Source organism: Candidatus Avoscillospira sp. LCP25S3_F1, assembly GCF_052117125.1.
In the GTDB taxonomy this organism is placed as follows: Bacteria; Bacillota; Clostridia; order Oscillospirales; family Oscillospiraceae; genus Avoscillospira_A.
In genome coordinates this window covers 68672-91379 of sequence record NZ_JBQKJT010000008.1, presented here as the reverse complement: position 1 = coordinate 91379, position 22708 = coordinate 68672, and the positions used below count along the sequence as shown (strand labels likewise).

Sequence of the window (22708 nt, the reverse complement as noted above, 5' to 3'; positions counted from 1 at the left end):
GCAACCAAGAAAGGAGCGGCATGGCAATGGACGAGCAATCTTTGACGTATGGAATGAGCGTGCTGGAGGAGATCCGGGAGGCGCTGGAGCCCATGGGGATGACCTTGGAACCGCTGCCCGCAGAGGAGACAAAGGGGATTCCCACCGGTATCATCCGTATGGGCGACGCGCCTGGAGGCTGGGAGATTTCCTGCAATGTGCTTCCCACCCATCGAGAGAACCTTTCCACCACATTTGTACAGTTCTATCTGCCGCTGACACCGGCCTGTCCAGCCCAGCGGGCGGAGTTGGAGCGGTTTGCCGCTGCCTGCAACAGCCGGTTTCTGCTGGGGACACTGTTGGTCTTCCAGGATTGTCTTTGCATGAAATACACCATGGCCCTGGAACCGGCGATTGTGATGGAGGAAGCCCATCTGCGGACGACGGTGTTTGCCTTCTGCCAGCAGGCAGAGGATATTGCACCCCTGGGACAGGCCATTGGTCAGGGAGCGTTGACAGCAGATGAGGCACTGGCGAAACAGGGCGCGTGAGAGGAGGCGGCGCAGATGTTTGAGCAGGAACGCTTTGAGAGCGATCAGAAATCCAAAAGCCTGTTCCGCTCGCCGGATGGACCGGCAGCCGGAATGAGTCGCTTTCGGGTTTCTTCGCCCCATGACCCGGCAGAGATAGCAGCGGAACAGATGGCCGACAGTGTTGTGGGCGGCGGACTCTTTCGATCCCCGGAAGGGGCGGCGGACGCCGGCGGTGAGGCAGACCTGTCCACCATGGACCTGGCGGGGGCCGGAAGCCCGCTGCCCATGGGGCTGCAAGGTTCCATGGAGCAGTCCTTCGGCGCGGATTTTTCCGGAGTGCGGGTCCATACTGGCGCCGGAGCGGATCGGGCCAGCCGGAGCATTTCGGCACGGGCGTTTACCCGGGGCCAGGATGTCTATTTCCGCAGCGGCGCCTATGAACCGGACAGCCAGCAGGGTCAGCATCTCATTGCCCATGAACTGGCACATGTGGCCGCCGGAGATGGCGGCATCCATCGGGATGACACAGAGCCGGACCCCAAAGTGGAGAACCGGGAGAGAGAGAAAAGGTCTTTGGAAATCCGTACGGAAATTTCCGGAAAGGTGGTAGTGGCGGCCAACAACTCAGTGATGGGAGTCGAGTCCATGCAGGCCATCGCCCAGGAAATCAAGGGCGGTACACTGGGAAAAGCGGATCTGGAAAGCAAGAAAAAAAAGATCGATGAGGCGGAATCCGGCCTGGAGGTATATATTCCCGGCCTGCAGGAACTGATGGATGATTATGTTCAGGCAGAGAAAGAACTGTCCAGCGAGGACGCCGCCAAGGAGAGTTTTGTTTACACGCAGGCCCAGAAGATACTGGACCGGATGAAAGATGTAGCGCCCCAGGTGAACAAGGCCAAAGAGAATGTGGAATGGGGCATCGAGCAGGCGGCGATGAAAGAAAATCCGGCCACCGGTTCGCCGTTTCCCGCAACTGTTGACAATATGCTGTCGGACCCGGCCTGCGGCCAATTCTTCAAGGCGGTGGCCGATGTGCGCAAAGGTACAGCCGGCGTGGAGGACTTGGAGGCGAAGAACAACGACGCATTCAACAGTCGGGCAGGCGCCCATCTGCGGGGAGACGTGGCGGAATCTGCTTTGGACAAAGTGGACCGGCAGGTCGGAAAAGCCGAGGCCGTGAACGGTATTGCCAGCGTTGGCTCGGATATGCTGTCCGGTGCAGCGGACATCAATGAAGAACTCGCCAAACAAGGCAAGGCGTCAGAAAATGAACAATTAGGTACAATCAGTTCCGGAACCGGCCTTGTGACGGGAGCGGTGAGTGCTGGAACCGATACGATTGGCCTTGTGACGGGCAGCAAGGCATTGCATGACCAGGAGGCCGAGCGCAAGCGAAAGATTCAGGCAATGCAGGCCAAGAATACAGCCGCAGGCATTGACACCGGCATTGGCTCAGCGGGGGCTGCGGATCACTTGGCCCGTGTTGGCGTCGCCGGTCAGGGCTTCGGGGCGGTGAGCAGTTTGTCCGGATTTGGTTCCTCTATAGCCGACGAGAAAAACAATAAGAAGGCCGGCGACGTTCTGGGGCACATCAGCAGCTTTTCCGGTGTCACCGGCGATACGCTGGGCTTGGCAGCAGACAGCCAACAAGCCAAGGAGATGCGCCAAAAGGATATGATGGCCAAGAAGAGCATCCAGGCCTTGGGCAAGCAGCTGGAAGGAACGATTCCCGCCGCCAACCGGACGGGACGCAGCCGTTTGATTGGCGACGTATGCGAGCGGGTCAAAGGGAAAAAATTCAATGCCACTGCCAAACCGGATGGAACCGGCGGATTGGCGGGCATGATCGATGCGGCCATGGCCGAAGGAACGGGCACTGCCGCCAATGGTCCCGGCCAGGAGGACCCCAGCAAGCCGGAGTTGACCTCTAAGCAGAAGAATCTGCTTACCAGTATGAAAGTGTTGGAGGCCAGCCGTATGGCCAGCAAGGGGGCGGCATCCGATTCCAGAAAAGACGCCTTGTTCAGCACGCTCGGCCTGATCGGAAGCCTCGCCGGCTTGATCGGAAGCTTCCTCAAGAATAAAGTGATCGGCGCTGTCGTCAGCATGGTAGGCAGTCTGTTTGGTTTGCCGGGCGCTGTACGGGATGCGGTGGGAGTTGCCCAGGACAGCGAAAAAAAGCGACAGGACGCCCGCAATAAGGAACGGGACAGCAAGGTAGCCGCCTGCCAGGGCGCCATGATGCAGATGAGCGCCTTGCCTCCGCTATCGTTGGAGGGCCTTCAGACGGCCAAGCAGGAAAAGCTGCCCCTGTCCGCCGGACAGCTGGAGGCAGCAGAACAATATGCCGCTGTTTTCAATATGATTCAGTCGGCTAATGTGGAAATGACGGATTTTCTGTACGCCATTGAGATGGGCGGATTCGGCGGAAAAAATGCCGGTGGTACCGACAGGACAGTGGATCAGAGTCTCATGGCCATGTATCAGAATCTGACGTTTACCTCTTGAGCGCAAAAAACCCGGACGCCGTACTGCGGCGTCCGGGTTGGATGGAACGTAGGTCAGCGAACCTGTGCCAATTCCTCCAGTGAGAGCGTTTTTCCCGCCACAGGCAGCGGGAATCCGGCGTCCTCCTGGGCGGCCAGGGTTGCTTCGTGGGCCTTGGCCAGCTGATCAAAGGCGGAGATGGGATTTTCCTCTGCCAACTTGGCAAACTCCGGGTCTTCCAGACATTTTTGATTGAACTGATCCAGTACCGTGTTGATTTCCCGGTCGGGAAGTGCCATGGAAACCACTCCTTTCCTGTGCGATTATAGCAGAGGGAACAACGACTTGCAATGAATCAGGTGAGAAAATGAAGAAATTTTGTGTACTGCTTCTGAGTGCGGCGCTGCTGCTGACTGCTGGGAGCTGCGCATCAGCCGCCGCTGCCGGAGCCGATGACAAAACCATGAAAATCGCCGTTCTGGATACCGAAGTGGTTTTTGTGGCGGACGACAGCTACACCAACGGCATTGCCATGGCCATCGAGGACCTGAACGCCCTGTACGGTGGACAGGGCTATACCATCAGCTATGAGTTTTACGAGGACGGCTCGGTGTTTCAGCAGGGGATGAAAGCCCTCAACGCCATTCGTTCCGACCCGGAGATTACCGCCGTGGTGGGAACGTCCTCCCTGAATATTCTGGGTGTGGCGGCCGATGTGCTGGACAGCGCCGGAAAGCTGCTGGTGACCTATTACAGCGCGCCGGACAGCCTGTTTACCAACGGCTATTCCATGGTATTCCGCAACGGGTACGGGGAAAGCGACCTGGGGGCGGCCATCGCCGCCTATGCGGCGGAGCGGGAGGATATCAACCGCATCGCCATCTACCACAGTGACACGGATTACGAGCGGACCATGGCGCGGTCATTCCTGCGGGGCGTGGAGGGAACCGGCATGGAGGTGGTAGACGTGACCACCACCACGCCGCTGCAGCCGGAACTGGACGCCATGCTGGCGCGTTGGGAAGCCCTACAGGTGGATACGGTCTTTGTCAGCCAGTATCTGGCGGAGGACGCCTTCGACATTCTCCGTCTGGTGCGGCACCAAAACCCGGAGATGAACATTCTGGGCGATTTCTCCTTTGACTATACCGACTATCTGCTGGCCGACGGCGATGTGAGCGATGACATCTATATTGCCCAGCCGGTACCGCTGGAGTCCAGTGCAAAAGTGGATGACTTCTATGCGCGGTACCGGGAGAAATACGGCACGGAGCCGACCCAGTGGGCGGTGCAGCTGTATGATTCCGTCCGGATGATCGGCGATACAGCCGTCCGCATCGGCAGCACGGACCCGGCCAAGATTGCCGAAGCCCTGCGGCAGGACGGATACGACGGTGTTGGCGGCTCCCTGGCCTTTGACGCCCAGGGACGGCTGACAGGCCGCTCGCCGCAGATCATGGTATCGGACAATGGAAAGTTTTACTTTGTGGAGGAGTGAGCCCCATGGATGCTGAGCGTATTTTTATCAGACGCCCCACAGAACACGACGGGCCGCAAACCTTCCGACGGCCCCGACTGACGCCGCCCGTCACCTGGCTGGCTGCTGCGGTGCTGCTGCTGGCCGCCGCCGGTGTGTTGGTCTGGTGCTTTGGGGGGACGGTGGTCACCAGCGTGCGGGCCACCGGCGTGGTCTTTCCCCAGTACGGCATCGAACAGGTCAACAGCCAGGTGGACGGCCTGGTGACCTATGTGCAGGTGGAAGTGGGCGACACGGTACAGGCCGGGGACCTCATCGCCATTGTGCCCCAGCAGGAGCTGCTGGAGCAGATCGAAGCGGCCCAGGCGGCCCAGGCGCCCCAGGAAGAACTGGACCGTCTGTACGCGGAGTATCAGACGTCGTCCATGATCTATACTGCGATATCGGGCCGGGTGGTGGACCTGGTCCAGGAAGGCAGCGCCATCTCGGCAGGTGAATTGGTGGCGGGCATTACCAGTTCCGACCGCTATTCCAATGAGGCGGAGATTCGCGCCTATGTCCCATCCACCGTGGCCCAGTCCATCAAAAAGGGCATGGAGGTCCGGGTGTATCCCGGCACGGCGGACGGAGAGGAGTATGGCTACGTCCAGGGACTGGTCAGCGATATCTACGACTATCCCATCACAGAGATGGATATCAGCGAGGCGTTGGGCCGGTTCTATACCAGTGAAATCGTACCCCAGAATGAAAACATTGTGGAAGTCCGTGTGACGCTGCTGGCCGGGTCCGAGGAGCAGACGGGCGCCTGGTCCAGAGCCGAGGGCGGCAAATTGGCCATTGAGACCGGTACCCTCTGTGACCTGGAGGTGATTACCAGCGAGATGACGCCTTGGGCGTACATACGCTCCTGAGGAGAGGAGGGAACAAGGGTGAAAAAGCGTCGGCCCATGAGCCGTGTGGAGCTGATCCTGCAAACCAGCCCCACAGAAAATGCTGCGGCAGCGCTGGCAATGGTATTGTCCTGCTATCAGGGGACGGTACCGGCACGGGAACTGCTGGAACGTCCCATTGCCAGTGCCGCCGATCTGGTGACGGAGGCGCGGAAGCGGGGCATCTATGCCCAGGGCTACCGGATGACTCCGGAGGAACTGGCCCAGGCCCCCATGCCTCTGATTGCCCATTGGAACTTCCACGCCTTTGTGGTGGTCACCGGTGTTCGCCACGGACGGGTGTACCTCTATTCTCCTGAAAATGGGCGGCAGGTGTTGACCCGTCGGGCGTTTGCCGAGGGGTTTACCGGTGTGGCCGTCTGTTTTACCGGGGAGCGGGAATCGGAAACACCCCGGCGTCCCAAATCCCAGGGCCGGCGAATGGGCGGTGCGGCGGGACCGGCGCTGCTGGCGGCGGCACAGCTTTGGAGCATTACCCTCTGTCTGGCCCTGGCGGTGCTGACCCGCGGCATTGCCACGCAGCTGTCTTCGCCGCAGACCGGAAGCGGGCGCGCCATCTGCCTGGGACTGTTGGCGGTGCTGGCGTTGCAGGGAGCGGCGGCCGGTGTGCAGGGAATTGTGCTGCGCCGGTATCGCCGCCGCAGAGAGGAACAGGAATGCGGACAATTTCAGCAGTTTTTGCAGGGGGAAACCAGTACCTTTTTTGAGAAAACCAGCCGTTACCGACTGGATGTGGCGGCCCGGGCCTGCAAGGCCGTACCAGCTGCCGAGGCCCAGTCCATGGCATGCCGGTTGCAGCTGGCGGGCGGTATTGCCTGTCTTGCGGTGGTAGCCATGCAGAATTGGACTGCGGGCCTAGCCGCTGCGGTGGTGGCGGCGGTCTTGGCCGCCGTCTGCCATGGCGGAAGGGAACAGGTGTACAGCGATTTGCAGCTGGCCGACCGGGCCAGATTTCTGGCGGCGGAGGAAGCGGCCGAGGACCTGGAAGCGGCGGAGGAACAGCGGCTCGGCGGACAGACATCGGCCCGGTTTCAGCAATGGGTCAGTCTGGCGGGCGCTGTGGAGCGGCCCAGCGCCATATCCCATCAGAGATGGCTCTGGTGGGTGGCAGCCGGTGTCCAGCTGCTGGCGGTGCTGCTGCTCTGCCTGGCGGAAATGACGGCGGGCCGTGCCGGTATGGCGGACTTGGCGGGCTGCATGGCTTTGACCATCGGCAGCGCCCTTTCCATGGGGGCGTTTCCCCGGCTGTTGGAGCAACAGGCCCGCATCCGCTGGATGAACGAAATGACGGCTTTGGTGCGGGGCCGGGATGAGGAAGCGGCAGCCGATGTTCCGATAACGGCCAACAGTCTGACGCTGCAAAACATTTCGCTGCAGCAGGCCGACGGAGACGCTGTGGTGGCCCGTGGTATCACAGTGACGGTACGCCGGGGAGAAATTCTGATGATAGCGGCGGAGGAAGTGGTGCGCCGGGTTCTGGGCCCAGTGGCGGCAGGATTGGAACGGCCCCGGCAGGGGCAGATTTATCTGGGCGCCACGGAGTTGACGGCCCTGGGGGAGCGGAAACGCTGCCAGATGGTGACGCTGCTGGGCGGCGGTCTCCCCATGCCCCAGGGAACGGTGCGGCAGAACATTGCCGCAGGGCGCACCGATATCACCGACTATGCAGTGGTGGAAGCCGCTTCCGATGCCCTGCTGCATCCGAGCATTCTGCGGCGTCGGCAGGGGTACGACACGCCGGCGGCGACGCTGTCGGCGGGGGAACAGGTGCTGCTGGAGGTGGCCTGTGCCTTTGCAAGGGGGGCGCCCGTTCTCATTGCCGACGGTCTGACGGAACGGCTGGACCCGGAGACGGAACAACAGCTGTTCCGCGCGCTGCGCCGCCGGGGCGTCGGTACGGTCGTGCTGACGGAGGACCCGGCCCGTCTGCGTCTGGGTGATTTGGCCTGCCGTGTGGAGCATGGACAGGTCACGCTGCTGGAGCGAAGCGCGTGGATCGATGGGGAGGTGGTCAGCCGTGCATAAAAGTGGTGTACAGACTGCGGCCGCATTCCATGGCATCGAAGCGCTGTTGACCTACTATCATCTTTCCTACAGCGGACTGCCCCCAACGGTGCAGACGCTGGAAATGGCGGTGGAGGTCCTCAACGAGGAAACGGACCTGGTGCTGAGCCGGACAACGTTGGAGGGGGACTGGTACCGCAACGCCGCCGGACCGTTTCTGCTGGAGAACGAAGAGGGCATCGTTCTGGCGGCGCTGCCGGATTGGTGCGGACGGTATTACTTTCTGGACGAGGGAACCGGACGGCGGGTGTATCTCAATGAGACAAACAGCCGACAGTTCCAACGGCGGGCCTATGGTGCGACGGTGGATTTTCCCGGTGAGCGGCTGAAAACGGGAACGCTGCTGCGGCGATTCCTGGGCGGTCTGAATTGGTTTGAGGGACTGCTGTTGCTCCTGTGGGCTTTGCTGCGGGGGGGCCTGTGTATTCTGATGGCACAGCTGGTGTATCGTGCGCTGTCCAATGGTGGATTGGCTGCCGGACGGTCCGGGCTTTGGCAGATTGCCGTGTCGGTGATGGGTATGCTGCTGTTGTTGGGCCTGCTGAGCGTCAGCGGTCGCCGGATGATCCGGAGGGCCGCCGAGAAGGGTGTGCTGTCGGCCATGCCGGCCGTCGGTATCCGGTTGTATGCCGCTGAACGGCTGGACCATCCGGCGGAGACGGCGTTCCAGCTGGCGACGTTCCGGGCCCATGGGGAGCAGTCCATGGTCTGGCTGATGGCCACCGTTTGGAACGCCATCTCCACAGTGGTGATCGCATCGGCCCTGGCGGACAGTTTTCCGGCGGCCTACAGTATGGGCGTCGGGTTTGCGCTGGTCCTGTATGTTGCCGCTGTTTTGACCTATGCGATGACGGCACGGCAGCCGGAGCCTCAGAACGGCGCGGTGTGCCGCCGGGCATGGTTCCTCCAGGCGGGACCGGCGCGGCGGTTGGGAGTAGAGCAACCCTTCCCCTTGGAAGAACGGTCCCATTGCCTGACGCTTCCGGCGTGGATTGGCGGCGCGGCGGCAGCCGTGTTGCTGCTGCCTCTGCTGTATGCGGCTCTGGGACGGGGAATTTCTCTGGCGCGGCTGGCCAGGACGCTGCTGCTGTACTTACCGGTCATTGTGCTGCCCCTGATGGCGCTGTTGGGAGCGGTCCGCGCGGGACAGGGACTGCGGGCGCTGCGCTGCCTGCTGCCTGCGGCGGTACGGCAGCCCAAAGGCTGTGTAGCCCTGCCGCCGCTGGGGAGCGTTTTGGAATTGAAAGACGTAACATTTTCCTATTCCGACGGTGAGACGCCGCTGCTGCGGGGCGTCAGTCTGCGGCTGCATCCGGGGGAGCTGGTGGGCATTCTTGGTGCCACGGGTGCTGGAAAAACGACGCTGGCAAAACTGATGACCGGCATGCTGCGGCCCACCGGCGGAAACATCTACTACGGCGGCATCGAATTGGAACGGTATAATCGGGCCTCTATGCGCCGCCGGATTGCCGGCTGGCAGGGTATGGACATTCTGTTGACAGACAGGATACCGGACCGGCGAGACGCACGCACCTGCGTGGTGTTTGCCGCCCGGTCCGAAGTCCTGGCAGGCTGCGACCGCGTCCTGCTTCTGACGGACGGCATTTTGAAAGAACTCTCATGGGAACAGCAACCGATCAAGAAAGGCAGTGATTCAGACGAGTAGCACCCCCCATAGCGCTTGTCCCCAGATATGTCATCCGGCCCGGTGGAAGGAATGGGTCTTGGGCCGCTACGGCTTCCGGACCTTCCAACCGGAGGACGGTCCGCTGGTGGACCGGTACAGCCAAACCAGCATTTTCTTTGACCTTTCCTTTACAAATTTCTGGGCCTGGGACAAGGTTTTCCACTACACCTACCGGCTGATTGACGATGCTCTGGCTGTGGTATACATCACCCTGGATCGGGTCCCGGCGGCCATTGTCATGCCCGGCCCATCCCGCCGGATCGTTGGAGCCGTGGACCTGCTGACAGAACTGTTTGCCGCCCTGGGACAGCCCCTGCAAATCGAATATGTACCGGAGGAGTGGGTTCCACTTTACCGACAGCTGAACCGCCCCATGGAGCTGTTTTCAGACCGGGATTGGAGCGACTACGTCTATACTGTATCGGACTTTCTCAACCTGGAGGGCGGCGAGAATCGGGGCAAGCGCCGGGAATTGAAACAGTTTACCAGCCGGGGTGCGGCGGAGTTTCGTCCGCTGAACGTCGAAACCTTTGACGAGGCGCTGACGGTCTTCCAGCGGTGGTGCGGCTGGCACAACTGCACGGATTGCTATTACGGCTGTGAACAACGGGCCTTTGCACGGATTCGGAAGCTCTGGAATTACCGGGAATACTATGGCGGCGTCGTCTATCTGGACGGCGAACCGGTGGCCTTTGCTCTGGGAGAGACGTTGGGAAACTGCGCCTGCTATTCCTTTCAAAAAAATGTGGAAAATTTCCGTGGATTGACGTATTATTTAAGTTATCACTGTGCGCAGCTTCCGGGTCATCCGCCCAGATTGAACTGGTGCGAGGATATGGGTCTGGAGGGGCTGCGGGTCAACAAGCTGCGGTACCGGCCCAGCGAGCTGGTCAGCAAATACACGGTGATTCTGCAAACCTAAACCCTGCGAGAAGGGAGAACGACGCTTGAACGCATTTTGGAGGAAATACAGACTTGCCCTGTGCCTTTTTTTGGCGGTACTCTGTACGGCGGCGGTCCTGACCGGACTCAAGGAGCTGCGGCTGGACCCCCGCAGCCGTACCGTGACCATCGGAGACCCCACTGCAATGCTCTATGGAGCGGGCGATCAAACGTATATTATTGCCGGCGGCAGTACCAGTATTCTGGTGCTGAACGAGGAGGGGCAGTATATTCGGACCATTCCCGGCGGCACGCAGGCTCAGGGATTTTACTATGCCCAGACACTGGCGGCTGACGAAGCGGGCAATCTCTATATCCATGACCGGCTTTTGTCCGACAACGGCAAGGATGTGGCCACAGAACGCATTGCGGTCTATAACAGCCACGGCGGCTTTGTGGACTATCTCTATGAGCAGCCCCATGATCTGGACACCGGCGGAGAAAACCGCAACCGGATTTACGGCATGGTCTGGCAGGACGGCGGTCTCTCCTTTGTGCGGGTGGATCAGGACAGCTTTGCCCTGTGCCGCCTCGATGTGGATACGGGAACGGTGACAGAACAGCAGGTCTATGCGTATCCGTCTGCTTACCGGTATTTGATGTACGCCGCCATTGATGAGACGCAGCAGGTCTATTTCAGCGACAAATACGGCTCTATCTGGCAGGCGGAGCCGTCGGGAGACCATCGCTGCATCTATGACGCGTCCGCCCATGGCAATGAAGACTTTTTCAGCATTGCCGCCAATCTGGCCTGCCTGCCCGACGGCAGCATCTGCTTCAATGACATTGGACAGCGGCAAATCTGCCGGATTTTGCCGGACGGCACGGTGGAGCTGGTAGTGGGCCGGGGCGAACCTCTGGCGGAACTGCCGGAGGCGTTCAATGAGCTGCCCATTTACTCCTATATTGGCGCAACGCCCCAGGGGGGGCTGTCTGCCATTTACTGTGAATACACGTATGATACGGCGTCGGAGGATTATGTCTACGACTACTGCGTCTATGCCAGAGACGCCCAGGGACAGGTGCTGTTGAACACCGCCCAGGTTGAGAAAGCGCCGTCTGTCCAGATCAAGGGGTGGCTGGCGGCTGCCGCAGGGGTGATTTTGGCAGCCTTACTGCTGTATGGCGCTGTGCAGATGGTCCGGGCAGGCTGGCTGGGCAAGACGAACCAGAGAACGCGCATTCAGATGGCAGTGATTCTGGCAGCGGTCCTCAGCGCGGCATTGGCCTCCGTTGTTCTGGTTGGCGATTTGAACCAACGGTATCTGGGGGAACGGACCAGTAAGATGACCAATATGGCGGTGTTGATGGCACGGGATTTACAGCCGGAGGACATCCGCAGCATCGATTCCCCGGAGGATTATAACAGCCCCGCCTATCAGCGCATTGACGCGTCGGTGAAGGAAATCCTGCTCAGCGACCTCAATGACGACGGCACCTACTGCACCATCTATCAGGAGCGCAACGGCATTGTCTGCATCATCTATTCTGACGAAGGCTTGAACAATGTGTTCTACCCCATGAGCGGCGTCTTTGCGGGTTCCTACGAGGCAGAAATTTATGAGACTGGGGAATTGCAGCAGTTTTCGGCATTTTCCAGTGCAGAAGGCCACTATGCGTTTACGCTGGCGCCGATTTTTGATGAATCGGGACAGGTCGTCGCGCTGATGGAAGTTGGCACCGATCTCTATGCCTTTACCGCGGCCAATCAACGGCTGATCCGGGAAACGCTGCTGACCGTGCTGATGATTGTGGTAACCTGCGTACTGCTGTTTTCCGAGGCAACGGTGTTCCTGGACGCGCTGCGCCGCAACCGGCAGGAGCGGAAGCAGGGAATTCTGCGGGATGTGGGCATTATCCGTCCCATCGCGTTTCTGATTTTCTTTGCGGGCAATATGTCCACGGCCTTTTTGCCGGTGTACGGCGTGCAGCTGTGGGATGCCTCCATGGGCATGGGACAGGAATTTGCCTCGGCCATACCGCTGTCGGCAGAGGTTATGATGACGGCGATTTTTTCCCTGTTTGGCGGCTTCCTGGTGGACCGTATGGGAACCAAAAGCCTCATTGCGTCCGGCGGCATCCTGTTTATGGCGGGTCTGGCCCTGTGCGGTCTGGCGCCCAATCTGTGGGTGCTGATCGGCGGAAGCGTGGTTCTTGGCATTGGCGAAGGACTGGTGCTGGTGGCGCTGAATACCTTTATCAGCAACTACGGCGAGGAGGAGCAGCGCAATCGGGGATTCTCCGGCTATAATGCGGCCTATCTGTCCGGCATGAACTGCGGCACCGTGGTCGGTTCCCTGGCTGCCGATCAGTTCGGCTACCGGAATGTGTTTTATATGGCCGTGGCGGTTTCTTTGGCTGCTTTGGTGCTGGCCATCGTCTGCCTGCATAAGCAGACCACCCCGGCAGAAGCGAAGGAACAGGAGGAAAAGGGAATCTCTACGCTGCAATTTCTGCTGCGGCCCAGAGTGTGGATTTTCTTCCTGTTCATGCTGATGCCGTATTTGATCTCCGCTTCGTTCCTCAGCTATTTCTTCCCCATCTTCGGTGAGGAACATGGCCTGAGTACATCGTTTGTGGCTATCGCCTTTTTGATTTCCGGCGTCATTGCCATCTATTTGGGACCGACGCTGACGCGGGTCATTTCCCACCGCTTGGGAGATCGGGGCAGCCTGATTCTGGCCAGCGCCATCTATGTGGGGTCCTTTGCGCTGTTTGCCATACGGCCCTCTGTGGGCGCCTGTTTCGCCATCATTGCCATGCTGGCCGTGGCCGACAGCTTCGGTCTTTCCATGCAGGCCGTCTATTTCAGCGCGCTGCCGGAGGTCCGACTGTACGGCGCAGGCAAGGCCATGGGCCTGAACAGCGCCGTGGAAAGCATCGCCCAGACCGTAGGCCCCATGATTTTTGCTGCTGTGCTGATGATGGGCGTAGAGCGGGGCGTCATGGTCCTGGCTCAGGGCATGGGCGTCATGCTGCTGATCTTTGTGGTGTCGGTGATACTGGACCGCAGAAGGGAGAACGTCCGTGGATAACTATGTGCTTCGCTCCGGCGGACCCTCGGATGCACCCGGAATGCGGCCGCTTTGGCAATCATGCTTCGGCGATACAGAGCCGTTTTTCCGCTGCTATGAGGAACGGGTTTACCGGCCCGACAGAGTGGAATTGGCCGTGCTGGGAGAGGAAATTGTCTCCATGGTCACGGTGATTCCCACGGTGTTGCAGACGGCGGCGGGTATCAGAATTCCGGGAGGCTATGTTTACGGCGTGGCCACACTGCCGGAGCACCGGGAGAAGGGACTGGCATCGCGTCTGCTGCAACGGGCCATGGAGCGCCGATTGGGCCGGGATATGGATTTTTTGTGCCTGGTTCCGGATACGCCGGAGCTGTATGCCTACTACCAACGGACCATGGGAGCACGGACGGCGTTTTATGATCGGGAATTTGTGCTGGAATCCGCCGCGCTGGGAAGCGTTCCGGCGCTTTGCCCGGTGCCGGTTACGGCGGAACCATACCGCACCATTCGCGAATGCCGGTTGGTGGGGACCGACCACTTGGATTGGGACGATACGGCCATCGAATTTCAGGAGGAAATCTGCCGCCAGGGCGGCGGCGGGCTCTACCGGTTTGACGGCAAGGTGGCCGGCTGCGCCGCAGCGCAGTATATTGAGGAGGATACGCTGCTGCTCAATGAACTGCTGGCAGCGGAGGAGGACCTGCCGGGCTGTTTGGCCGGTCTTTTAACCCAACTGCCCGCGCAGCGGATGGTGATTCGGATGCCGGCATTTCTGGGAGCGTCGTTGGGTGGAACAGTCCAGCCCATGGGCTGCATGACCGGAGAGTGTGCGCAGACGGGATATCTTGGCCTGGATTTGGCATAAAAAAATAATTGCAGGATGCAGAGTAATGAAATAAGAGCGCATGGGAAGCGGTTTGCCCTGTGACACCGAGCATCCCAACGGAATATAGCGGAACAGAACAGATGAGGGTAAGCACACGGTTGGAGGTGCTTACCCTCATTATAATTTGTCGCTTCATCTATATTGTATGGAGCGCAGAACAGACAGCGTGAAACTACCCCCGGTGCAGGAAAAACCTGTACCGGGGGTATTCTGTAGGATTCTGTTGTCTGTTTTGGGCCGTTTATGGATCAAACATCGACGGATTCTGTGCGGGAACGCTGTACTTTTTGCAGGAAATCGGCAATGCACAGATCCCAATAAACCCAATCATGCAAGCCGTGACCATCGGTAAACTCGACAGAGAAGCCGTTGTTCCGCAAAGTTTCGGCCAGACGCACGTTCATACCATAGTTGGCCGTATCTTCCAAGCCGCAGTAAATGTGGCAATCGGGTTTCACGGGGGCGTCCTTGTGCAGCTGTGCCAGATAAAACACGTCGTCTTCTGTGTTTTTCAGGTTTTCCACACCGTCCCAGATCAGATCATATCGGAAAAATCCAAATCCCATGGCTTTCATTTTCGGTTCCAGCTCAATGGGGTCCACTGCGCCGGAGAAATCGGCAAAGGCCGCGTATTGCTGCGGGCACCGCAGGGCACATTTCGTGGCGCCGTATCCGCCCATGGAGGGGCCTGCAATGTAGGTATCTTCCCGGCGGCGGCTGATGGGGAAGGTGCTGCACACCATCTGTGGCAGCTCCTCCGTCACAAAGGTAAAATAATCCAGGCCATACCGTGCGTTGGTATAGAAGCCGTTCTGTCCCGAAGGCATGACCACGGCCATACCGGCGGCTTCCGCCAACCGTTCAATGGCGGTGTGCCGCAGCCAGCAGCTGTGGTCATCCAACGCGCCGTGGAGCAGATAGAGACAGGGCCAGCGGCGGCCGGGCTGATAGATGGCATCATACTCCGCATGAAGACAGTCATTATCCGGCAAGGTGGGAATCAGAATGTCCACATCCACATGATTCAGCAGCGTTTTGGAAAAGAAATTGACTCGATTTAAAATCATGGTTTTGTTCCTTTGCAGGGAAAATTATTTGGCCTGCTCCCGATCTGCACGGATCAGGGCGCGGATGGCTTCCACGGCGGTTTCGATGGCGGGGCCGGTTTCCCAAGTTGTATCCGTCAGGCCGGTGGCGTTTTCCCGCTCCCGGTTTCTGCACAGCAGAAGAATGGTGGCTGCACGCATCCGGCGGACGCTGGCCACAACAAACAGCGTGGCGCTCTCCATTTCGCTGCCGATGGCGCCGGCCCGCTTCCAGGCTTTCCACTTGGAGAGCAGCTCATCTTCCGTCGGCATGGTTTCCGGAGCATGTTGGCCGTAGTAACTGTCCTTGCACTCCACAACACCCATGGCGGTTTTGTGGCCCAAACGGGCGGCGGCGTCCTTCAAGGCGCTGACCACTTCAAAATTGGGTACGGCGGGGAACTCAATGGGGGCATACTCCCGGCCCGTACCCTCTTTCCGGATGGCGCCGGTGGGAATGATCAAGGTACCGGGAATCAGTTCCGGATCAACGCCGCCGCAGGTGCCGACGCGGATCAGCGTATTGGCGCCGCACATCTTCAACTCCTCAATACCAATGGCGGTGGAGGGGCCGCCCATGCCGGTGGACATAACGGTGACGGTCTCGCCATCGAGTTCGCCGTTCCAGGTGGTGTACTCCCGGTACGTCTGGACATGATGGGGATTGTCCAGATAGGCGGCGATTTTTTCGACGCGGCCGGGGTCGCCGGGCAGAATCACATAGCGGCCGATTTCACCGGGAGCGCATTTGATGTGGTGCATGGTGTGCTGCGTAGTTTCCATGGTGTAACACTCCTAAACGATATAAATTATATGATGATTCATAGGAGCGAATCGCGAGAATCATCCAATTGCACCCATTATAGCACGGGCTAAAGATATTACAATATAAAATGACAAATTTTCAAGGGATTCCCCTTATTGCACAAAAATAGACAATTACACTTGTGCATAATACGATATTGACGGTTGATATGACCATATGTAGAATGTGAGTATGAATAAATTATTAAATGTTTAGGCGGTTATGACATTGAAACAAAACAAAAAGATAATATGTATTGCAAGGGATATTTTGATCATCGAGCTGGGATTGATGATATCATCTTTGGGGACAGCGTTTTTTTACGCGGCGGATTTGGGGTCCTCGGCCATGGCCACATGCTGTGACGGCCTGCACCTGCTGTTAAACATTTCGTATGGTGATGCCAATACGTTGGGCAACGCGGTTTTGCTGGTTGTGCTGTTCCTGCTCAATCGGTCCTATATCAATATTGGTACAGTATTATGTGTGTTTACCATTGGACCGTGGGTGAATCTGTTTACACCGATGCTGCAGGGAATGGCCCTGTCGCAGCTGCCGTTATCCCTCCGAATTCTCTGCGCCGTAGGCGGAACCATCCTGATGGGGGTGGGGCTGGGATTGTATATGGCGGTCAACCGGGGCTTTGGTGCCTTGGAGGGTATCGTCAAATACGCAAGAGAAAAGTACAATGTACCGGTCCGAACGGCCAAAATCATTCAGGACGTGATTTTAGTGGGAACGGGTATTTTGCTGGGCGCCCAGTGGGGTGTCGGCACAGTGATCGGCATTGTATTTACCGGTCCGGTTCTGCAAAAGGCAACACAGAGTTTTTCGCACTTGCTGGCGGCCAAAGGGGTTACGGCAGCACACAACTGAACCTTGTTTTTTATTCCGCACCGCGGATAAAAATTTATAGAAAGTAATGGAGGAAGAACACTATGAAAAAACTGATTTCGCTTTTTCTTGCACTGGTCATGACGATTTCCTTTGCCGCATGCGGCGGAAAGAACACGGACAAGACCGATTCCCAGGGCGCCACGTCCGACAGCGCTGGGAGTGGAGAGGTGATCGAGGCATTTGGCAAGCCGGCCAATGAAATCGGCGTGACGCTGGTACTCAATACCAACCTGGGTGACCATGCCATCTGCGATCTGTCCAACCAGGGTTTACAGGAAGCCGCAGAGCAATACGGCTTCAATCCCACGGTTGTGGAGCTGGGCGGCGATGTGACGCTGCAGGTTCCCACCATGCAGGAGTATGCAGAGGACCCCGACTGCGATATCATCATCGCGGGTACCAGCAACCTGAAGGAAGCGGTCCAGCAGGTGGCCCAGGAGTATCCCGATCAGATGTTTATTCTGTATGATGCGCAGGACGATCTGGGGCTGGAGAACGTGTTCTCCATGGACCATGCACAGAACGAAGGCGCTTACCTGGCCGGTGTGGCCGCGGCGTTGTTGACCACCAGTGATGCGGAGCTGGCCAACCCCGAGAAGATTGTGGGCTTTGTTGGCGGCGGTCAGAATACCGCCCTGGAGGATTACCTGGTGGGCTACATTCAGGGCGTCCACTCGGTCGATGAGGAAATTGACATTCTCGTTTCCTGGATCGGCGACTTCAAGGATACGGCCAAGGGCATGGAGCTGGCGACGGCACAGGCCGACCAGGGCGCGGACGTGATTTTCTCTGTGGCCGGCGTGGCCGGTCTGGGTACCCTCAGCGGCTGCGCCGAGAGCGGTATCTACTCCATCGGCGTGGACAGCGACCAGTATACCAGTCTGATTGAGACCGATCCCACCACGGCTGCCAACATCTGCACTTCCATGTACAAGCAGGCCAACGTCACGGTCAGCAAGCTGCTGGGCATGGCCCTGGACGGCAGCCTGGAGATGGGCACCTATGTCAAGTGGGGCCTGAAGGAAGGCGTGGTCGGTCTGGCCACGGACAACGACAACTATCAGAAGATCTTTACCGACGAGATGAAGGCCAAGATTGAGGAAGTTCAGACTGCGGCCACCAATGGTGAGCTGGAGATCATTTCCGCCATTGGTCTGGATACGGAGACCCTGCAGGAGCTGCTGGCCACCGCGTCCGCGCAGTAAGCAATCCCCAGTGCATCTGAGGCAATCGGAGCACCTTCTGGAGGTGCTCCGATTCTGATAAAACGGCGTAATGCCGGAAGGCGGCACCGTCGATGGTATCGTTCGTATGTTGCGCCATGCAGATTACTACACTTGGAGGCTATCCATGGAAAAAAATATACTGGTGATGGAAAACATCCGCAAAGTTTACTCAAATGGCTTTATTGCCAATGAAAATGTGACATTGGCCGTTGACGAGGGTGAAATTCATGCGTTGGTCGGCGAAAATGGCGCTGGTAAGAGCACCCTGATGAAGGTTCTGTTCGGCGTGGAAAAGCCGGAGGATGGCCGCATCCTTCTGCATGGAAAGGAAGTTCAGATCGACAATCCCAACGTTGCCATTCAACTGGGAATCGGTATGGTCTATCAGCACTTCATGCTGGTGCCCAGTCTGACGGTGGCCGAAAACCTGATCATTGGAATGGAGCCCCGTAAGGGCCGGTTTTTCTACGACGGGCAAAAGGCTGTGGAACTGGCCATGGAAACGGCCAAGAAATACAATTTTGACATTGACCCCACGGCTCCGGTGTCCAGTCTCTCCGTCGGACAGAAGCAGAAGGTGGAAATTCTGAAGGTTCTGATCCGCGGCGCCCGCATCATCATTCTGGACGAACCCACGGCGGTTCTGACGCCGCAGGAGACAAGGGAACTGTTCATCGAACTGAAAGGTTTGAAGCAGCAGGGATACACCATCATTTTTATTTCCCACAAACTCAACGAGGTCACGGAGCTGTGTGACCGGGTCACCGTCATGCGGGCGGGCAAATCCATCTGCGTCCGGAATATCTGTGAGGCCAGTGAGGCCGATATCTCCCGGATGATGGTGGGCCGTGACGTCATTTTGGAAATTGAAAAGGAACCCAAGCACGTGCAAGAGGTGGTTCTGGACGTCCGAGGCATCACAAAATACCTGAATCAGGATAAAAAGATTTTGGACGATGTTTCATTCCGCGTTCGCCGCGGCGAGATTTTGGGCGTGGCCGGTGTGGAAGGCAATGGACAGAAGGAAATCAGCGAGATTATCACCGGTCTGGACCGCAACTTTGTGGGAGAGGCGTATGTGTGCCATCCGCCGAAAAATGTGCGGGATTGCACAGTGCGGGAACTGCGGGAAAGCGGCGTTGCCCACATTTCCGAGGACCGCATGACGTACGGTATCGTTGGCGACGGCAGCATCTCCGATAATATCATTGCAGACCGGTATTATAAGCCGGAATTTCAAAAGCACCACCTGTTGGACTTTAAGAAGATCTACACGCTGTCGGATGAACTGATTAAAGAGTACAAGGTGAAGTGCGACGGACGGGATCAGCCCATTCGGATGCTGTCCGGCGGCAATATGCAGAAGGTTGTGACGGCCCGTGAATTTACGGCCAATGCCTCTCTGATCGTGGCCAATCAGCCCACCCGCGGCATCGATATCGGTGCCAGCGATTTTATTCGCAGACGGCTGGTGCGGCTGCGGACGGAAGGAGCGGGCGTGCTGCTCATCAGCGCCGACCTCAATGAGGTGCTGGAGGTCAGCGACAGCCTGATGGTCATGCACAACGGCCGCATTGCGGCATACTTTGAAAACGCAAAATCCGTCAGCGAGGACGAGCTCGGTGAGTATATGCTGGGTGTCAAGCACATGTCTGACGAGGAAATCCAGGAGGCGATGTACCGTGCATAAAGCCACCACGAAAAAACTGAGAACTCCAAAAGAAATTGAAAAGATGTTCAACACCATTCGGGTGCTGCTGGCGGTGGTCATTGCCATGCTCTTCGCCTTTATGGTGATTCTGATGATCAGCGACGACCCGGGTACCGCTATGTACAGCTTTGTGGTCGGTCCCTTTACTACCCTGCGCCGCTTCGGTGAGACCATCAGTAAAATGATTCCGCTGCTGTTTACCGGCGCGGCTGTGTGTTTCATCTTCTCGGCCAACCAAACCAATATGGCTGTGGAGGGCGGCTTTACCGTCGGTGCTCTGGGCGCTACCATTGTTGCCGTTTATTTCGATATCGGCAGCAGTGTGCCCCATATTGCGCTGTGCTGCCTGCTGGGCGGTATCTTCGGTATGCTGGCCTGCTTTGTCCCAGCCTATATGTATGTACGCTTCAACTCCAAGCCCATCGTCAGCTCCCTGATGATGAACTATGTGTGTATGTACATTGCCATCGGCCTGATTAACCACGCTATGCGTGACAACACCGCCGGTTTCAGCGCGTCTTACAAGTTTGCAGAGACCGCTATTCTGCCGGTGATTGTCCCCGGTACCCCCATTCATTTTGGCCTGATTCTGTCCATCATTGTCATTGTGTTCAGCTACTTCTATCTGTACCGCAGCAAGAGCGGCTATGAAATCCGCGTTATCGGCCAGAACAGTGAGTTTGCCAGATACTGCGGTATGCCCGTGAAGGCGACCATCATGAAGGCACAGCTGATCGGCGGTTTTCTGGCCGGTGTCGGCGGCGCGGTGGAGGTCCTGGGTATGTACACCCGCTTCCAGTATGCCAGTAATACAAACCTGGGATTTGACGGCATCATGGTCGGCATCATGGCCGCCTATAATCCCAAGCTGGTGCCCATCGCCGCGTTCTTCTATGCGTATATCAAGGAGGGCGCCGCGATTCTGGCCCGCTCTTCCGACATCCCCATCGAATTGGTCAATATCATTCAGGCCATTATCATGATGTTGGTCGTTGCGGAGCGGTTCTTCTACAAGCGGAAGCATATCATGATGGTGCGTGCGGCCGAGCAGCAGCTGATGGCACAGAACGCACAGGAAACGGAGGCGGCAAAAGCATGAGCACAATTCTGGAATCCATTTTTTCGGCCAGCTTTTTATTTTCGGTGATCCGCATCACCACCCCGCTGATGTTCGGCGCCATGGGCGCGCTCATCTGCAAGCAGGGCGGCGTCCTGCACATCGCGTTTGAAGCCAGTATGCTGTTTGCGGCGTTTTTCGGCGTTGCAGCCAGCGCCCTGACCCAGAGCCTGTTTGTGGGCCTGCTGGCCGGGCTGCTGGGTGGTATCATTACCATGCTGTTGTACGGCTATTTTACCATTAAACTCAATGCGGCGGCCGTGCTGACGGGTATTGCCCTCAATACACTGGCGTCGGGCGGCACAGTATTTCTAATGTATATTCTCTGCGGCGAGAAGGGTGCGTCCAATTCGCTGCCCAGCCTGGTGTTCCCCAATGTGGAAATCCCGCTGCTCAAGGACATTCCCGTCCTTGGTGAAGCACTGTCGGGCCACAATATTCTGACCTATGTCGCGCTTATTCTACCGATCTTCGTCTACATTCTGATTTTCCGCACGCCGCTGGGTCTGCGCATCCGTACGGTGGGTGAAAATGAGAACGCAGCGGCAAGCGTGGGCATCAATGTCAACCGCATCAAGTACATCACCCTGACCATTGGCGGCGCCGTCACGGCCCTGGGCGGTATCTTCATGTCCATGGGATACCTGTCCTGGTTCGCCCGGGACATGGTAGCTGGCCGCGGCTTTATGGCCATTGCGGCACAAAACTTGGGCAATGCCAGCGTATTGCCGACGTTCCTCACGTCCATCGGTTTCGGCATCGCCAACGCGTTAGCCGTCACGCTGCAAACCCTGAGCTTGCCGTCGGAGATCTTCCAGGCGCTGCCCTATGTGATCACGCTCATCGGTCTGGCGGTTTACTCCTCCTCCATGGGCAAAAAGGAACGGATTATCAGCACCCAGGGACGCAAAAAGCGCCGCGCCTCTAAAGTCAACTGATTCACGAACCATTGCGCTGTATTCGCGGCGTGCCTGTGGCATACCACGGCACGCCGTGCTTTTTCAGCATTTTTTCCACGCAGACCGGCCCCATGGTTGCGATTGGAGTAAATGGTATGATATACTAACAATAATCAGATGAGAGGAGGGCGATTTGTGTCATATTCCACACAGGCTTCTAATCAAGTCTTTCAGTACATAACGGACCATATCAGCGCCGGCGTATGGAAACCGGGAATGAAGATCGATACGGAAGATCAGCTTTGCCAGACCCTCAGTGTCAGCCGCGCTGCGGTACGTCAGGCTATTGAGCGGCTGAGCAGCTTATCCGTCCTGCGGAAGCAGCAGGGCTCCGGTACGTATGTGAACGGTTTTGATCAGGTATCCCTGATGGGAATGCTCTATTATCCGCCCAGCCGGGAGACCATGATGACCGTTCTGGAATTTCGGCGGATGTTTGACTCCTATAACGCGGAACTGTTTGTTGCCCATGCGTCCCAGGAGGAACTGGACGCGGTGGAAGAAAACTACCGGGAAATGGTCACGCTGAAAGATGACCCGCAGAAATTCCAGAGTTATGAGAGCCAGTTTCACCACCTGTTGGCGATTGGTACCCACAATGTGATCATTCAGCAGATCTCCGTGCTGCTGACGGATCTGCTGACGTGGCACCAGGCTATGCAATATGACAACATCGGCCCGGATAACTCCATCTTATGGCACGGACGCATTCTGGAGGCGCTGCAGGAGCGCAACGGCGAACTGGCCAGCTTATACACCCGAATCCACATCGATAATTCCATCGAATATGTGGAAGCACATATCCATACCAAAGCGTAAACGCAATTTTATGGGGATTCAGCGATCATGCCGGTACGGCAGATCGCTGGGTCCCTTTTTTAAA

The 22708-nt window shown here is 57.8% G+C and carries 18 protein-coding genes; 15 read left to right on the top strand and 3 right to left on the bottom strand.

Annotated features, from left to right (window positions below):
• Positions 1 to 26 precede the first annotated feature (26 nt).
• Positions 27 to 530, top strand: a complete 504-nt coding sequence (locus tag ACTQ33_RS09060; RefSeq protein ID WP_441464066.1) for a hypothetical protein — start codon at positions 27 to 29, stop codon at positions 528 to 530.
• A gap of 15 nt (positions 531 to 545) precedes the next feature.
• A complete protein-coding gene (locus tag ACTQ33_RS09055) occupies positions 546 to 3023 on the top strand; it encodes an eCIS core domain-containing protein (protein WP_441464064.1) in 2478 nt (825 codons plus the stop codon).
• 53 nt (positions 3024 to 3076) lie between these two features.
• On the opposite strand, the gene ACTQ33_RS09050 is transcribed toward ACTQ33_RS09055, so the two are convergent.
• A complete protein-coding gene (locus tag ACTQ33_RS09050; RefSeq protein WP_441464063.1) occupies positions 3077 to 3301 on the bottom strand; it encodes a hypothetical protein in 225 nt (74 codons plus the stop codon).
• A 68-nt stretch (positions 3302 to 3369) separates the two neighbouring features.
• Between ACTQ33_RS09050 and ACTQ33_RS09045 the strand changes: the two genes are divergently transcribed.
• Genes ACTQ33_RS09045 through ACTQ33_RS09015 form a run of 7 tightly spaced genes read left to right on the top strand, consistent with a single transcriptional unit; the run spans position 3370 to position 14004 of the window.
• The gene (locus ACTQ33_RS09045) at positions 3370 to 4500 is read left to right on the top strand and encodes an ABC transporter substrate-binding protein (RefSeq protein WP_441464062.1); all 1131 of its coding nucleotides are present in this window, start codon (positions 3370 to 3372) and stop codon (positions 4498 to 4500) included.
• 5 nt (positions 4501 to 4505) lie between these two features.
• The gene (locus ACTQ33_RS09040) at positions 4506 to 5390 is read left to right on the top strand and encodes an HlyD family efflux transporter periplasmic adaptor subunit (protein WP_441464060.1); all 885 of its coding nucleotides are present in this window, start codon (positions 4506 to 4508) and stop codon (positions 5388 to 5390) included.
• A gap of 18 nt (positions 5391 to 5408) precedes the next feature.
• On the top strand, positions 5409 to 7454 hold the full coding sequence (locus ACTQ33_RS09035; protein ID WP_441464059.1) for a cysteine peptidase family C39 domain-containing protein: 2046 nt from the start codon (positions 5409 to 5411) through the stop codon (positions 7452 to 7454).
• Positions 7447 to 9159 (top strand): ATP-binding cassette domain-containing protein, encoded by a 1713-nt coding sequence (locus ACTQ33_RS09030; protein WP_441464057.1) that lies wholly within the window; start codon positions 7447 to 7449, stop codon positions 9157 to 9159. Before ACTQ33_RS09035 ends, ACTQ33_RS09030 begins: the two co-directional genes overlap by 8 nt.
• A 58-nt stretch (positions 9160 to 9217) precedes the next feature.
• The gene (locus ACTQ33_RS09025; protein WP_441464055.1) at positions 9218 to 10102 is read left to right on the top strand and encodes a phosphatidylglycerol lysyltransferase domain-containing protein; all 885 of its coding nucleotides are present in this window, start codon (positions 9218 to 9220) and stop codon (positions 10100 to 10102) included.
• 25 nt (positions 10103 to 10127) lie between these two features.
• A complete protein-coding gene (locus ACTQ33_RS09020) occupies positions 10128 to 13157 on the top strand; it encodes an MFS transporter (RefSeq protein ID WP_441464053.1) in 3030 nt (1009 codons plus the stop codon).
• Positions 13150 to 14004, top strand: a complete 855-nt coding sequence (locus ACTQ33_RS09015; protein ID WP_441464051.1) for a GNAT family N-acetyltransferase — start codon at positions 13150 to 13152, stop codon at positions 14002 to 14004. Before ACTQ33_RS09020 ends, ACTQ33_RS09015 begins: the two co-directional genes overlap by 8 nt.
• A 269-nt stretch (positions 14005 to 14273) precedes the next feature.
• On the opposite strand, the gene ACTQ33_RS09010 is transcribed toward ACTQ33_RS09015, so the two are convergent.
• Positions 14274 to 15092 (bottom strand): alpha/beta hydrolase, encoded by an 819-nt coding sequence (locus tag ACTQ33_RS09010; RefSeq protein WP_441464049.1) that lies wholly within the window; start codon positions 15090 to 15092, stop codon positions 14274 to 14276.
• Positions 15093 to 15116: 24 nt separating this feature from the next.
• Positions 15117 to 15893, bottom strand: a complete 777-nt coding sequence (udp, locus tag ACTQ33_RS09005; protein ID WP_441464047.1) for a uridine phosphorylase — start codon at positions 15891 to 15893, stop codon at positions 15117 to 15119.
• Between the two features lie 244 nt (positions 15894 to 16137).
• Between udp and ACTQ33_RS09000 the strand changes: the two genes are divergently transcribed.
• The 6 genes from ACTQ33_RS09000 (at position 16138) to ACTQ33_RS08975 (ending at position 22644) form a co-directional block, all read left to right on the top strand.
• Positions 16138 to 16791 carry a YczE/YyaS/YitT family protein gene (locus ACTQ33_RS09000; RefSeq protein ID WP_441464046.1) on the top strand — a complete coding sequence of 218 codons (654 nt, stop codon included), beginning with the start codon at positions 16138 to 16140 and terminating at the stop codon, positions 16789 to 16791.
• A 62-nt stretch (positions 16792 to 16853) separates the two neighbouring features.
• On the top strand, positions 16854 to 18017 hold the full coding sequence (locus ACTQ33_RS08995) for a BMP family ABC transporter substrate-binding protein (protein ID WP_441464044.1): 1164 nt from the start codon (positions 16854 to 16856) through the stop codon (positions 18015 to 18017).
• A gap of 145 nt (positions 18018 to 18162) precedes the next feature.
• A complete protein-coding gene (locus ACTQ33_RS08990; RefSeq protein ID WP_441464042.1) occupies positions 18163 to 19728 on the top strand; it encodes an ABC transporter ATP-binding protein in 1566 nt (521 codons plus the stop codon).
• On the top strand, positions 19721 to 20848 hold the full coding sequence (locus ACTQ33_RS08985) for an ABC transporter permease (protein WP_441464040.1): 1128 nt from the start codon (positions 19721 to 19723) through the stop codon (positions 20846 to 20848). Before ACTQ33_RS08990 ends, ACTQ33_RS08985 begins: the two co-directional genes overlap by 8 nt.
• Positions 20845 to 21804 carry an ABC transporter permease gene (locus tag ACTQ33_RS08980; RefSeq protein ID WP_441464038.1) on the top strand — a complete coding sequence of 320 codons (960 nt, stop codon included), beginning with the start codon at positions 20845 to 20847 and terminating at the stop codon, positions 21802 to 21804. The genes ACTQ33_RS08985 and ACTQ33_RS08980 overlap by 4 nt, the downstream gene beginning before the upstream one ends.
• 156 nt (positions 21805 to 21960) lie before the next feature.
• Positions 21961 to 22644 carry a FadR/GntR family transcriptional regulator gene (locus ACTQ33_RS08975; RefSeq protein WP_441464037.1) on the top strand — a complete coding sequence of 228 codons (684 nt, stop codon included), beginning with the start codon at positions 21961 to 21963 and terminating at the stop codon, positions 22642 to 22644.
• Positions 22645 to 22708 lie beyond the last annotated feature (64 nt).